General features: G+C 44.6%; 15 protein-coding genes. All 15 read left to right on the plus strand.

Annotation, left to right across the window (positions count from 1 at the left end; translation table 11 throughout):
• The first annotated feature begins 10 nt into the window (after positions 1-10).
• A complete protein-coding gene (gene folD, locus WJQ40_RS05820; RefSeq protein ID WP_337538578.1) occupies positions 11-856 on the plus strand; it encodes a bifunctional methylenetetrahydrofolate dehydrogenase/methenyltetrahydrofolate cyclohydrolase FolD in 846 nt (281 codons plus the stop codon).
• Between the two features lie 33 nt (positions 857-889).
• Entirely contained in the window at positions 890-2,338 is a 1,449-nt protein-coding gene (locus WJQ40_RS05825; RefSeq protein ID WP_337538581.1) for a chitobiase/beta-hexosaminidase C-terminal domain-containing protein, read from the plus strand.
• A 19-nt stretch (positions 2,339-2,357) separates the two neighbouring features.
• Positions 2,358-3,245, plus strand: a complete 888-nt coding sequence (locus tag WJQ40_RS05830; RefSeq protein ID WP_118796885.1) for a sulfide/dihydroorotate dehydrogenase-like FAD/NAD-binding protein — start codon at positions 2,358-2,360, stop codon at positions 3,243-3,245.
• On the plus strand, positions 3,245-4,630 hold the full coding sequence (gene gltA / locus WJQ40_RS05835) for an NADPH-dependent glutamate synthase (protein ID WP_337538583.1): 1,386 nt from the start codon (positions 3,245-3,247) through the stop codon (positions 4,628-4,630). The genes WJQ40_RS05830 and gltA overlap by 1 nt, the downstream gene beginning before the upstream one ends.
• The gene (locus tag WJQ40_RS05840; protein ID WP_337538586.1) at positions 4,631-5,650 is read left to right on the plus strand and encodes a hypothetical protein; all 1,020 of its coding nucleotides are present in this window, start codon (positions 4,631-4,633) and stop codon (positions 5,648-5,650) included.
• 24 nt (positions 5,651-5,674) lie between these two features.
• Positions 5,675-6,166, plus strand: a complete 492-nt coding sequence (locus tag WJQ40_RS05845; RefSeq protein ID WP_262573223.1) for a hypothetical protein — start codon at positions 5,675-5,677, stop codon at positions 6,164-6,166.
• The gene (gene rlmH, locus WJQ40_RS05850) at positions 6,163-6,642 is read left to right on the plus strand and encodes a 23S rRNA (pseudouridine(1915)-N(3))-methyltransferase RlmH (RefSeq protein ID WP_337538590.1); all 480 of its coding nucleotides are present in this window, start codon (positions 6,163-6,165) and stop codon (positions 6,640-6,642) included. The genes WJQ40_RS05845 and rlmH overlap by 4 nt, the downstream gene beginning before the upstream one ends.
• Positions 6,643-6,662: 20 nt before the next feature.
• Positions 6,663-7,967: a pyrimidine-nucleoside phosphorylase gene (locus WJQ40_RS05855; RefSeq protein WP_337538594.1), complete on the plus strand. Its 1,305-nt coding sequence runs from the start codon at positions 6,663-6,665 to the stop codon at positions 7,965-7,967.
• A 64-nt stretch (positions 7,968-8,031) separates the two neighbouring features.
• A complete protein-coding gene (locus WJQ40_RS05860; protein ID WP_262573218.1) occupies positions 8,032-8,301 on the plus strand; it encodes a YabP/YqfC family sporulation protein in 270 nt (89 codons plus the stop codon).
• Between the two features lie 30 nt (positions 8,302-8,331).
• A complete protein-coding gene (locus WJQ40_RS05865) occupies positions 8,332-9,564 on the plus strand; it encodes a sporulation protein YqfD (RefSeq protein ID WP_337538597.1) in 1,233 nt (410 codons plus the stop codon).
• Positions 9,565-10,596, plus strand: coding sequence for a PhoH family protein (locus WJQ40_RS05870; RefSeq protein WP_337405811.1), 1,032 nt, complete (start codon positions 9,565-9,567; stop codon positions 10,594-10,596).
• Positions 10,574-11,743 carry a hypothetical protein gene (locus WJQ40_RS05875; RefSeq protein ID WP_337405810.1) on the plus strand — a complete coding sequence of 390 codons (1,170 nt, stop codon included), beginning with the start codon at positions 10,574-10,576 and terminating at the stop codon, positions 11,741-11,743. The genes WJQ40_RS05870 and WJQ40_RS05875 overlap by 23 nt, the downstream gene beginning before the upstream one ends.
• A complete protein-coding gene (gene ybeY, locus WJQ40_RS05880; RefSeq protein ID WP_337538600.1) occupies positions 11,727-12,230 on the plus strand; it encodes an rRNA maturation RNase YbeY in 504 nt (167 codons plus the stop codon). The genes WJQ40_RS05875 and ybeY overlap by 17 nt, the downstream gene beginning before the upstream one ends.
• Before the next feature lie 16 nt (positions 12,231-12,246).
• On the plus strand, positions 12,247-13,869 hold the full coding sequence (locus tag WJQ40_RS05885; RefSeq protein WP_262573210.1) for a polysaccharide biosynthesis C-terminal domain-containing protein: 1,623 nt from the start codon (positions 12,247-12,249) through the stop codon (positions 13,867-13,869).
• 62 nt (positions 13,870-13,931) lie between these two features.
• Positions 13,932-14,558 (plus strand): hypothetical protein, encoded by a 627-nt coding sequence (locus tag WJQ40_RS05890; RefSeq protein ID WP_118796897.1) that lies wholly within the window; start codon positions 13,932-13,934, stop codon positions 14,556-14,558.
• The last annotated feature ends 8 nt before the right edge of the window (positions 14,559-14,566 follow it).

The raw sequence follows: 14,566 nt of genomic DNA on the forward strand, positions 1-14,566 counted from the left end.
GGGGGACAGTATGGCACAGATTATCGACGGAAAGGCAATTTCTCTTGCCATTAAGGATGAACTGAAAGAAAAAGCGGCGAAGCTGAAGGCGGAGGGAACGGAAGTTACCCTGGCTGTGATTCAGGTTGGCAACAATCCGGCTTCGACCGTGTATGTAAGAAATAAAAAGAAGGGCTGTGAATATATCGGGATCGGATCCCTTTCTTATGAGCTGCCGGAGGAAACTACAGAAGAAGAGCTCCTTTCGCTGATCCGTGAACTGAATGGCCGAAAGGATGTAAATGGTATTCTTGTCCAGCTTCCGCTGCCTGCACATATCGATGAAAACAAGGTGATCCGCACGATCGATCCAAAGAAGGATGTAGACGGATTCCATCCGGAGAGTGTAGGTGCACTCTGTATTGGACAGCCTGGCTTTGTGTCCTGTACACCGGCAGGTGTGATCGAGCTCTTAAAGCGTTCCGGTATTTCCATAGAAGGAAAGGAATGTGTGATCCTTGGGAGAAGCAATATCGTAGGCAAGCCGATGGCACTTCTGATGCTTCGTGAGAATGCTACAGTTACCGTGGCTCATTCCAGGACAGCAAACCTGAAGGAAGTAGCAAAAAGAGCAGATATTCTGATCGCAGCCATTGGAAAACCGAAGATGATCACAAGGGAATATATAAAAGAAGGTGCAGTTGTGATCGATGTGGGTATCAACAGGGATGCAGATAATAAGCTGTGTGGAGATGTGGATTTTGATGATGTTGCAGAGATCTGCAGCGCCATTACACCAGTTCCGGGCGGTGTCGGACCGATGACGATCGCAATGCTTTTGAATAACTGCATCCAGTCTGTAGAACTGCAGAAATAAAAGGCACAGGAAACAGAGCAGGGAGTGTTTTATATGAAATGTCCGTCGTGCGGGAAAGAGATCGAACCTGGACATCTCTATTGCGAATCATGTGGACTTGAAATCAGGATTGTGCCGGATTTTGAGCCGGAAATAGAAAACAGCATAACAGAAACTCTGTCAACGGTTGGAGAAGAGATTAAGGAAAGAGAAACAGAGGGAAACGGACAGGAGGCTGAAACAAACGGCAAGGAGCATGAAGGATTCTTTCTGGAAGAAATGAACAGAAGCCGTATCCGGTCAAGGGTGATCAGTCTTGCTGCGGCACTGCTTGCCATAGTGATATCTGTTCCTCTTCTGTATATTCATTATTCTGCTTCCTACCAGACACAGAAGGCTGAAAAGCTGGCTGATCAGGGAAAATACCGGGAAGCTGCGGCACTGCTTGAAAAAGCGGGAAGGCAGGAGGGAGATATAGTCAGAAACACATTGCTTCTGGCATCGTGCTATGAACAGCTTGATGATACAGAAAAAGCAATCCAGGTACTGACAGAAGAAATCGATAAAGGACAATTTCCGTCTGAAGAAATGGAAAAGCTTTATGAAAGGGTGATCCGGCTTTATGAAAAGCAGGGGCGGTTTGATGCGATCAATGATCTGCTTTCAGACTGCAGAGATGAAAGCATTACCACTGCCTTTCAGCATTATATGGCGCTTTCTCCGGTGTATAATTATGAAAGTGGAAATTATGATGAGGTTCTTTACCTGCGGCTGCAGGCCAATACGACCGGGCATATTTACTACACACTGGATGGAACAACGCCTACAGCTTCCTCAGAGATATACACATCCCCAATTTTTCTGGAAGCTGGCAGATATCAGGTTAACGCCGTTTTTATCAATGAATATGGTATAGAAAGTGACGTAGTAAGAAACTGGTATTCCATTAATCTGACAGTACCGGAGGCACCGGCGGTATTACCGGAGAGTGGGAAATATCAGGTGCCGACCCTGATTGAGATGGATATTCCGGTGGGCTGCAGCATTTACTATACAACAGATAAATCAGAGCCTGACAGCAGCAGTATTCTCTATACAGAACCTATTTCCATGCCTCTTGGAAGAAGTAATTACAAGTTTGTTGTGATTTCAGCTGAAGGTGTAAAGAGCGAAGTGACAAGCAGAAGCTATGAATTTACCATGGATGGCAGTGTTTCCTTAAATACAGCTTCCTCAGCTGTTATCAGGGCGCTGATGGCACAGCATATCCTGACAGATGAAAAGGGACATGCCTTTGGTGAGACGGGAATTCATTCCTTTGTGTATGAAACTGTTGTGCAAATTGGAAATAGCTATTATTATATATTTGGTGAGTATGTCACCGACGGCAATGGCAATAGGAAAAAAGAAGAAAGAATGTATGCCGTGGAAGTTTATACGGGAACCCCAAACAGACTGATTTATGATGAAAACGGTCAGATGGGACTGATCCCGTTAATATAAAACAGGAAAGGATATAGAGATGTACAAGATTTTAGAAGCAAAAGAACTGACACCCAATATTTATTACATGGTGGTGGAAGCAAAAAGAGTGGCAAGGTCCTGCCAGCCGGGACAGTTTGTGATCGTAAGAACAGATGAAAGGGCAGAAAGAATCCCACTTACCATCTGTGATTATGACAGGGAAAAGGGAACCGTTACTATCGTATTCCAGGTAGTCGGAGCCGGAACAGAATTTATGTCTCATTTAAAGACAGGTGATGCCTTCCACGATTTTGTAGGTCCTCTTGGACAGCCTTCTGAGCTGGTTCACGAAGATAAGGAAGAACTGAAGAAAAAGAAAATCCTTTTTGTTGCGGGTGGAGTGGGAACTGCACCTGTTTATCCGCAGGTAAAATGGCTCCATGAGAACGGCATTGATGCAGATGTCATCGTTGGTGCAAAGACAAAGAGTATCCTGATCCTTGAAAAGGAAATGGAAGCAGTTGCAGGCCGTCTTTTTGTTACCACAGATGATGGCTCCTATGGAAGAAGCGGTATGGTAACGCAGACCATTACCGATCTTGTAAATGAAGGTAATCATTATGATGTATGTATCGCCATTGGACCCATGATCATGATGAAATTTGTCTGCAAGCTGACAAAGGAACTGAATATCCCTACTGTAGTCAGCTTAAACCCTATTATGGTAGACGGAACCGGTATGTGCGGCGCCTGCCGTGTCACTGTAGGCGGAGAAGTGAAGTTTGCCTGTGTTGACGGACCGGAATTTGATGGACTGCAGGTTAATTTTGATGAAGCTATGCAGCGTCAACAGATTTATAAGACTGCAGAAGGAAGAGCCTATCTTGCAGCAAAAGAAGGAGCAACCCATCACGGCGGCTGCGGAAACTGCGGAGGTAATGACTAATGGACGTATTAAAGAAGACACCTGTCAGAGAGCAGGATGCGAAGGTAAGAGCAACCAATTTTGAAGAGGTCTGCCTTGGCTATAATGGAGAAGAAGCAAAAGAAGAAGCAAGCAGATGTATCAACTGCAAGAATGCCCAGTGTATGAAGGGATGCCCGGTATCCATTAACATTCCGGGGTTCATTGAGAAGGTAAAGAATGACGATATCGAAGGTGCTTATCAGATCATTTCCGAATCCTCTGCACTTCCGGCAGTCTGCGGACGTGTATGTCCTCAGGAGAGTCAGTGTGAAGGCAAATGTATCAGAGGTATCAAGGGAGAGCCTATCTCCATCGGAAAGCTGGAGCGTTTCGTAGCAGACTGGGCTTCCGAAAACGGAATCAAACCCCAGGGAGCTGCAGAGAAGAACGGTAGGAAGGTTGCTGTGATCGGATCCGGTCCTGCAGGACTTACCTGTGCCGGCGATCTTGCCAAGATGGGCTATGATGTTACGATCTTTGAAGCACTTCACGAAGCAGGCGGTGTACTGGTTTATGGTATCCCTGAATTCAGACTTCCGAAGACCAGAGTCGTAGCGAAGGAAATCGAGAACGTTAAGTCACTTGGTGTAAAGATTGAAACCAACGTGGTTGTCGGAAAATCCGTTACCATTGATGAGCTGCTGAATGAAGAGGGCTTCGATGCCGTATTTATCGGATCCGGTGCAGGGCTTCCGAAGTTCATGGGTATTCCCGGTGAGCAGGCAAACGGAGTATTCTCTGCCAATGAGTACCTGACAAGAAGCAATCTGATGAAGGCATTTAATGAAGATTCCAATACTCCTATCATGAGAGGTAAGAAGGTTGCTGTTGTAGGCGGTGGTAACGTAGCCATGGATGCAGCAAGAACAGCACTCCGTCTTGGCAGTGAGGTTCATATCGTATACAGAAGAAGCGAGGAAGAGCTGCCTGCCAGAGTAGAAGAAGTACATCATGCAAAAGAAGAGGGCATTATCTTTAATCTGCTGACTAACCCGGTAGAGATTCTTGAAGATGAAAAGGGCTGGGTAAAAGGCATCCGCTGCATTAAAATGGAGCTCGGAGAGCCTGATGAATCCGGCAGAAGACGTCCTGTGGAGGTTCCTGGATCTGAGTTTGTGATTGATGTGGATACCGTTATCATGTCACTTGGAACTTCTCCGAATCCGCTGATCTCTTCCACGACCAAAGGTCTTGAGATCAACAAGAGAAAATGTATTGTTGCGGCAGAAGAGAATGGACAGACATCCAAGGAAGGTGTTTATGCCGGTGGCGATGCGGTAACAGGAGCAGCGACTGTTATTCTGGCAATGGGTGCCGGAAAAGCAGGAGCAAAAGGCATTGATGAGTATTTGAGAAATAAATAAATGAAAAAAGAATTTGATCAGGAAAAAGCAAAAATTATTGTAACAATCCTTCCTTTTGTGCTGATCGTACTGGTTTTGTTTATCACTTTTGTGGTATCTGCTGTCAAAAATAAAAATAACAGTGAAAGCCGGGATGAAGATCTGCAGGAAAGCATTATGGATTATGCTGATGAGAATATGCCGGAGCAGAATGCAGGTGAGAAGCAGGAAATAGCAGCTGCAACTCCCACACAGACCGGGGCGGAGGAGAAAACGGACGGGAAGGCAGATGCCTCCCCGATTCCGGAACAGACCCCCTATCAGGAAATTATGCAGAATGGTACTGTGGACTACAGCAAGATTACCTATGACAAAGATAGTCAGCTTAAGGAAATGATGGAGTACTGGGCTGACAGCAATCAGAAGGCACTGGATGATCTGGCATCCCTTGACCGCTTCCGGGCCATGAGCTACAGCCTGCGGGGTTCTACAGATTTCTACTATTATGGAGATAAGGACAGCAATGGACTTCCTTCCGGAACGGGAATTGCCGTTTATGCAGACAACCAGTATTATTATGGAACCTGGAAAGACGGAAAACGGGATGGCAAGGGAACCTTTATCCATTATCATGTGCATAATGACAGCAAAAATACAGATCTGTATACGTATCATCAGTACACGGGCGGATTTGCAAATGATCTGCCGGATGGAGAAGGATCCGAGCATTTTGATTTTAATACGGCGAATTTCAAGAAGGGTGAACGTTATGTGGGAAACCGGATCGGCAGTTACAGTGGTGGACTTCTGAACGGGGACTTCTATGTGACAACAACAGACCTGAATGACAAGATGGAGGAATGGGAAGGCACAGCAGACCATGGAACCTGGGTTTACCAGAATGCCAATAAGGATAAAAAGGGAAACCGTACTATTCTTGTGATGATCGGGGATGAAGAGAACTTTATATGGATGCAGCCGTCTGTAAATAAAAATATAGGGGTACCGTGTCTGATTTCGAAGTATAAAATAGCAGAGTGATCTGCGTCCTGGGGAGGTGTTTTTATGGCTTCGTATGTAAATAATACAGAGAAAGCAGAGAATAACAGGTCTTCTGCCTATACTCTGCTGATCGTGGGTATAGCTGGATTTATTCTGGTTGTCCTTTATTTTCTGGACGTGATACCGGTCAGAGGGCTGAACAAGTACATGATCAGCGGCGTTATGGGGGCGCTTTTTCTGCTTTTCATCATTATGGGCTGTGTTTCCTTGAGAAGTGCCAGAATATTTGAAAAGAAGGCCGGCAGTGAGAACAATCTGACAAGTGAGATCAAAAAGTGGTGTATGACCAATCTTTCGGCAAAGGCCATTGACGAATCACTGCACTTTGATCAGGAAGAGGAAGAAGCAAAGTATTTTGCCAGAACAGAAAGGGTAAAGGAACTGATTTCAGGAAAGTTTATGAATCTGGATCAGGATTATCTGGAACGGCTGGCTGATGAGATCTATGCATCCATTTTTGAAAAGAATGGGCAGGAAAAAGAAACGGATTTATGAAAATAACAGTTATCTGTGTAGGAAAAGTAAAAGAAAAATTTTACCGGGAAGCCATTACGGAATTCAGTAAGCGGCTTTCCGGCTACTGCAGGCTGGAGATCATCGAGGTTGCAGATGAAAAGACACCGGACAGTGCAGGAGAAGCGCTGGAGGAACAGATCAAAAAGAAAGAGGCATCCAGGATATTAAAATATATCAAAGAGGATGCTTTTCTTTTTACACTTGAAATCCAGGGGAAGCAATATGATTCCGTAGAACTTTCTGAGAGACTTGAAAAGCTGATGACGATGGGGAAAAGCCATATCCAGTTTGTGATCGGGGGTTCGCTGGGACTGCATGATAGTGTGACAAAGAGGGCAGATGAGGCAATTTCTTTTTCCAGAATGACCTTTCCTCATCAGCTTATGCGGGTCATACTGCTGGAGCAGATTTACCGGAGCTTCCGTATCCTGTCAGGGGAGCCTTATCATAAATAAAGAGAAGGGAGAATGTGACTATGCGCATGTATGATCTGATCATGAAAAAAAGAAACGGAGGCACACTTTCACGGGACGAGATTTTTTTTATGATTGAGGGTTACACAAAAGGGAATATCCCGGATTATCAGATGTCAGCCATGATGATGGCAATCTATTTTAACGGCATGAATGAAAAGGAGACAGCCGCACTTACCATGGCTATGGCAGAGAGCGGGGATCAGCTTGATCTGTCAGGCATTCAGGGAATCAAGGTAGATAAACACAGTACAGGTGGCGTGGGAGATAAGACGTCCCTTGCCCTGACGCCTATGGTCAGTGCCTGTGGTGTTAAGATTGCCAAGATGAGCGGAAGAGGACTTGGACATACCGGCGGCACCATTGACAAGCTGGAGAGCTTCCAGGGATTTTCTACTTCCTTAAGTGAAGAAGCATTTATCGACCAGGTGAACAGGATCGGAATTTCCATTATCGGACAGACAAAGAATCTGGCACCGGCCGACAAGAAGCTGTATGCCCTGCGGGATGTAACGGCCACAGTAGATAATATGTCACTGATCGCATCCTCTATTATGAGTAAGAAGCTGGCAGCCGGAGCAGATGCCATTGTCCTTGATGTGAAGACGGGAAGCGGTGCTTTTATGAAGGAAGAAGCAGATGCCATGCTGCTTGCCGGTGAGATGATGACGATTGGGAAAAATGCCGGAAGAAAAATGATGGCTGTGCTCTCTGATATGGATCAGCCACTTGGAAATGCTGTAGGAAATGCCCTTGAGGTAAAGGAAGCGATCGAAACACTGAAGGGACATGGACCTGCGGATTTCACAGAGCTTTGCATGACACTTGGAAGCTGTATGCTTATGGTGGCAGAGATCGCAGAGAATGAGCAGCAGGCAAGAGAGATGCTGAAGGAGGCAGTTGACAGCGGAAAGGCACTTGATAAGCTGGCAGAGCTTGTGGAGGCACAGGGAGGCGATAAGAGGATGGTGTATGAAACTGATCTTTTGCCAAAGGCATCCAGTATTACACCACTTCTTTCTGAGAAGGACGGATATGTGGAAAAGATTCAGTGTGATGAGGTAGGGATCTGCTCTCTGATCCTTGGTGGCGGCAGGGAGACCAAAGAGAGTGCGATCGATCTTTCTGTAGGAATTGTCCTTACAAAGAAGGTGGGAAGTCATGTAAAGGCAGGAGAACCACTGGCCTATATTCATTCCAATGAGGAAGCAAAACGTCTTGCCTGTGAGGAACGGCTGCGGAAGGCATTTCATATTGGAGACAAAGTGAAAAAAGAAGGTGCGATCATACATCAGATCCTGAAGTAGTTCTGCCAGCTCTTTTTCTGTCATATAGTATAGCATGATGAAAAAAGAAAAAAAGAATCACAGAATGCAGATCCGGGAAAAAAGGGAGCTGGTGGTGGAGTCTTTAAAGCTTCCAAAGGATTCTCTCCTTGGGGCATCCATCATAACAGTGACCGGAGAAAATGATATTTTCGTGGAAAATTATAAAGGGATACTGCAGTATTCTGATGATCTGATCCTGCTGCAGGGAAAAAACAGAAAGATAGAACTGAAAGGAAAGAAGCTTACGATTTCCTACTATACTAATGAGGATATGAAGATCAGGGGAATGATCGAAACCATCAGTTTCCTGTAAGAGAGCCAAATTTAAGTTGTGAGGTATGGAATGCTGCAGTTGATTCGTTTCCTGAAGGGATATGTGAGGATCCGTCTTAGTGGGTATTCTCCGGAGCGGTTTATCAATTTATGTGGGAATCATAACATTCTGCTGTGGGATATACAGAACCACGGAAGCTTTTATACGATGTCAGTCAGCCTGAAGGCATTCCGGCAGCTGAAAAAGATCACAAGAAAGACAGGAACAAGGGTAGTCATAACGAAACGTTGTGGACTGCCCTTTCTTATGGTAAAGGTTCAGAAACGAAAAATTTTTCTGGCTGGCATTGTCTTAAGTCTGCTTTTCTGGATCCTTATGTCAGGCTATGTATGGAATATCCGGGTCACAGGAAACCATTATGTGACAGAGGAGGTTCTTATGGATTTCCTGTCTGAAAACAATATTAAAACCGGAATGAAAAAAAAGCAGCTTGCCATGGAAGATGTGGAAAAGAAGATCAGGAATGAGTTTCCGGTTGTCACATGGACGTCTGCAAGAATGGACGGAACCAGTCTTGTGATCCAGATCAGAGAAAATGAAAAACTCCCGGAAATAAAAGAAGGGGAGAAAGGCACACCCGATGAGGGCTATGATCTGGTGGCTGACAGGGATGGTACGATCGTGGGCATGATCACAAGAAGTGGCAACCCTGTTGTTAAGGAAGGGGATTTGGTACAGAAGGGAGATATTCTGGTAGAAGGATGTGTCCCGATCATGAATGAGAACGGAGAAGTAAAGAGATATGAATACTGCAGGGCTGATGCAGACGTTATGCTGTCTTTTTCTTTTGACAGGGAATGGAAGTTCCCGGAAAAATATGAGTACAGGGCATATACAGGAAGAGAGAAAAAAGGACTGTGGATGCTTGTAGGAAAAAGGGAATTTCATCTGGGTCTCCCGGGGAAAGCATACCGGGAAGGGGATTGTATCATGGAGACAGAGCAGATGCGGCTGTTTGGAAATTTTCTGATTCCCTTTTACCTGATTTCTGAAAAAAACAGGGAGTATGTTACAGAGGAAAGAATTTATGAACAGGCAGAGATCCAGAAGCAAATGGAGCATAAAATTCAGAAATTTGTAGAAACTTTAGAGGAAAAAGGGGTACAAAATATAAAAAAAGATGTTACAATAAAGAAATATAAGGGGATTTATGCCCTTATAGTGGAATTTGAAGTAACGGCACCATGCTCCGGGCTGCAGAAGACAGAGATCCGCATGACCGGAGAGGTGCAGGGAGAATAAATGGAAACAGGCGTGAGAGAAGTACAGGTGTCGGCCGGACATATCCAGAATCTGTTCGGACAGTTTGATAGAAATGTAAAGAAACTGGAGAGACAGTTTGACGTTTCGATTACCGACAGAAATGGGAAGATCATCATAAGCGGAGCAGACCGGAATGCTGAAATGGCGAAGAATGTACTGGAAGAGCTGAATGCTCTGTCAGAGAGAGGAAACAACATCGAAGACCAGAATGTTGATTATGCGATTGCCATGTGTATGGAAGAAAATAAAAGCGATGTATTACTTGAAATAGATAAAGACTGTATCTGCCATACGGTTTCCGGTAAACCTGTAAAACCGAAAACGCTTGGGCAGAAGCAGTATGTGGACAGCATACGTAAGAATATGCTAGTGTTCGGACTTGGACCTGCAGGAACCGGTAAAACCTATCTTGCCATGGCTATGGCAATCACAGCCTTCAAGAATCAGGAGGTAGAGAGGATCATCCTGACAAGGCCGGCAATCGAGGCAGGAGAAAAGCTTGGATTTCTGCCGGGAGACCTGCAGAGTAAGGTAGATCCCTATCTTCGGCCTCTGTACGATGCCCTGTATCAGATCATGGGAGCAGAGTCCTTTATGAAAAATATGGAAAAGGGTTTGATCGAGGTTGCGCCCCTTGCCTATATGAGAGGAAGAACACTGGATAATGCCTATATCATCCTTGACGAAGCCCAGAATACAACACCAGCACAGATGAAGATGTTCCTGACGAGAATCGGTTTCGGTTCCAAGGTGATTATCACAGGAGATGCATCACAGAAGGATCTTGCACCGTCTTCTGTTTCCGGACTGGATATTGCGGTACGTGTACTAAAAGGAATTGATGATATTGCATTCTGTAATATGACAAGCAAGGATGTGGTAAGACATCCACTTGTACAAAAGATCGTTAAAGCTTACGAAGTATATGAAGTAAAGGAAAAAGACAGTGCAAAAAGCAGAGCGGGAAACAGAAGCAGAAAATCAGGTTATGGCAAAAGAAAAGATAATTGACAGTATCAGGAAGCTGCTGTTGTTTTTCCTCACTGTGCTTTCTGCAGCATTTGCAGCTTATCTTTATCAGAAAACAGTATATGAAATTGCAGAAACAGTTGTTTTCACGTCAATTGCAGCAGGCGGAATGCTGTTTCAGATGGCAGAGAAGGAACATACGGAAAATACCGGCCGGTTTTTTTTGTTATATCTGCTCTTTCTGATATTAAGTGTGTTTTTTCCACTGATCCCTGAAGGGGGATATCCTTATCTGGCCGTTTTCACTGGACTGATGCTTTTTTCGGATCGGATGACCGCCATGAGCGCTGGAAGCACACTGCTGCTTATCAGTGTTCTGCTTTGCAGTGACGGAGATGCGGTACTGTTCATCATGTACTTTGTGATCGGCATGGTGGGAGTTTACCTTTTCTACGGACTGGATGAAAGCTTTCAGGTGGGAAGGCCGCTGCTTTGTTCATTACTGCTGCAGTTTGTATGTCTGAGTGTATGGGAGATCCTGCTGGCAAATGATGGCTTTTCCATGGAAATGCTGATCGTACCGGCATTTAATACGCTGGTCAGCCTGATTCTTATGGTAATTCTGCTGAAGCTGTTTAGTTTTTCAATCATATATCGCACCAGAGATGCTTATATGGATGTGAATGACCCGGAATGCCCGCTCCTTGTCAGACTGAAGGAGCAGTCCAGAGAGGAATATTTTCATGCGATCCATACGGCATATCTGTGTGAACGGATCGCATCAAAACTCTACATGAATGCAGCCGCAGCCAAAGCAGGGGGATATTATCACAAGATAGGGGTACTGCAGAATGATAATTCCTATGAAGCCGTGGAAGGTATTCTGGCGGAATATCATATGCCTGGACAGGCACTGCAGATACTGAAGGAATATCTGCAGCCAGATATACCAATACGTTCCAGGGAAACAGTAGTACTTCTGTTTGCAGATACCATGATATCGTCAATCAGCTATCTCTTCAAAAAAAACAAAGAGGCAGTACTTGATTATGACAAGCTGGTTGAGGCAGTTTTTCAGAAAAAGTTAAGCAGTGGTATCCTGAACCAGAGTGAGATCTCTATTGGAGATCTGGAACAGATGAAAAAAATATTAGCAGGAGAACAGCTATACTATGACTTCTTACGTTGAAAATGAAACTGAGATGACATTTCCTTTTGACTGCAGGGAAATTCTGGAAAGTGTTATGGAGGAGGTTCTTGCAAGTGAGAACTGCCCCTATGAAGCACAGGTCAATCTGCTGATCACAGATAATGATGGAATACAGGAATATAACAGACAGTTCAGGGACAAGGATATGCCGACGGATGTTCTGTCGTTTCCCATGATCCCCTTCAGGACGGAGGCTGATTTTTCTGTTGCAGAAGAGGCAGAGGCAGATTATTTTGATCCTGACAGTGGGGAGCTTATCCTTGGAGATATCATTATTTCTGCAGAGCGGGTATTTCAGCAGGCAGAGAGCTTTGGCCACTCACCCAAAAGAGAATTTGCTTTTCTTACAGCTCACAGCCTGCTTCACCTGTGCGGGTATGATCATATGGTGCCGGAAGAGGCGGCAGTTATGGAAAAGAAGCAGGAAGCTGTGCTTGAAAAACTGGGAATAACAAGAGATATTTGATAAATAAGGAGTACTTATGAGCAGAAAGGGAAAAGAGGCAAAGGGGAGAAGAAAGGAAAGCTACTGGACAGTTCTGATCTTTACCTGCATTGCCAGTCTGATCCTCCGGGTTCCCCTGATTTATATGACAGGGGAAAAAGGAGTTGCGTTTGGCAGCTTTGCCATAGAATTATATGTAGCAGCTGGCTGCTTCTTTACGTATGGATTTTCATCAGCAACAGCTTCACTTGTCAGGTACCGTGTCAGACGAGAACAGTATGGAAACGCCGCCAGAGTCCTGAAGAATGCATTGATTGCCGGGACTTTTGCAGGTATTCTGTGCAGTGCGCTTCTGACCTTATCCGGACCGGAATTTGCAAAAAATGTACTGCACCAGCCGGTTGCAGGTATGTGCATCAGTATCATGGCACCGGCGATTGTGTTTGAGATCATGACAGGAGTATGGAAGGGGTATTTTGAAGGAAATGGATCGCATATTCCTTCTTCTCATTCCATCGTCATAAAATCAGTAGTTATGATCACTGCGTCCCTGATCAGTACAGGGATCCTTTACAGATATGGGCAGAAGGTATCTGCACTTCTGCAGGACAGCATTTATGCAGCTGCATATGGTGCGATTGGTATCAGCATCGGTATTCTGATCTCTTCCGTTGTAGGTTTCCTGCACATATTATTCGTATTTCTGATTTACCGAAAGAGCAGTGGCAGGAAGGAGCAGCTGAAAAATCAGGACAGAGGGCAGCACATTTTTCGTATGCTGATGGGCACAGCACTGCCATTTATGATATATGCCCTTCTGGGAAGAGGGATTCTTTTGCTGGATGGTATCCTTTTTATCAGACAGAAAGAGGGTACGGCTGATACTGTTCTTTTATGGGGAAATTATTATGGAAAGTGTCTGCCGGTGCTGGGGATCATGATTCTTTTCTGTATTCTTTTTCATGAAGGGTATATCAGAAGGATTATCTATTTTATGGACAGAGAAGAATTCCGTATGGCCAGGGAAAGAATGGCAGAGTTTATGCAGCACATCATCTTGATTTCATTTCCGGTGGCTGTATTTACAGCGGTATTTTCTGAAAATCTGCTGAATCTGTTCTTTAAGGGAAACAATGCATCACTGGCACAGGCGGTAGCGACAGGAAGTATCCTGATCCCGTTATTTGCTATAAGCTATGCATGTGCGGAATTACTGGTCAGAATGAGAAAAATGCGATATGTACTCAGTCTGGAGGGGATTGCAGCGATCACTCACGGTATCCTGATGATTGTTTTGCTGCAGAGTATGGGAGATTCCCTGTTTGGTATTCTGATCGCACAGATTGTACCACTTGCAGTTTTTACTGTGCTGTCTTTTATACTGGTGCTCAGGGGTATCCAGTACAGGATAGATTACATGAGAAGACTGGCTTTTCCGGCAGCAACGGCTGCAGCAGCCGGGCTGGTATGTCTGGCATTCAACAAGCTGCTTAGTTCTTTTGCAGGAAGTACGGTATCCATGATCATTTGCATTCCTGTAGGGATTGTGATCTATATTATATTACTTCTTATATTAAAAGCAATAAGTGAGGATGAGATCCAAAAGCTTCCTCTTGCGGGAATGATTCTGTTTATTGGAAAACTGACAAGGCTCCTGTAGTATAGAATCGGATATTTTGGCTGATACTGTTTATAAAAAGGAATAGTAAAAGGTGAATTGCTATGAAATTTGTAAAACGTATCAGCCTGTTTTTTATCTATCCGGCTGTCATGTTTACGATAGGTGCCTTTTCCGGGGGGATGGCAGAGCGTTTTTTTTATCCTGGAGAAGGAACAACTGTAAAGGAAAAGCAGAAAGAAACAGAAGAAGAATCAGAAGATACTGTGATAGAAACAGGATATCAGAAGACACCGGTTCTGACAGCTGATACAGACTATATCGTTATGACCTATGATGCTTTTACTGGGGAAATGTCAGAAAAGGAAGAAAATGCGCCGCAGAAATATGTAGGACTGACAAGGGAAGAGCTTCAGCAGGAACTTGAGCTTTATGAAAAGAGTCCTTCTCTGACGGATCAGGAAGAAGGTCTGTCCGGTGTTGAACTGTTATCCTTTTCCGGAGACCGAGTCGTTGTACGGAAGAATTATGAAAAAGCTGAAGAAGGATATTATCTTGTTTGTGAAGACCACAAGGTGGTTGTGTACGACAGAAGTCTGACGCATATGTATCTCAATACAGGGATCCTTCTTGAAAATCTGCCATGGGAGCTTCAGAATGAGATCATTCATATGAAGTTGATCAGGACAGAGAGTGAATTGTATCACTTCCTGGAATCTTATTCGAGCTGATGGGAATG

It is taken from the genome of Suilimivivens sp., from assembly GCF_037359455.1.
Taxonomy (GTDB): domain Bacteria; phylum Bacillota; class Clostridia; order Lachnospirales; family Lachnospiraceae; genus Suilimivivens; species Suilimivivens aceti.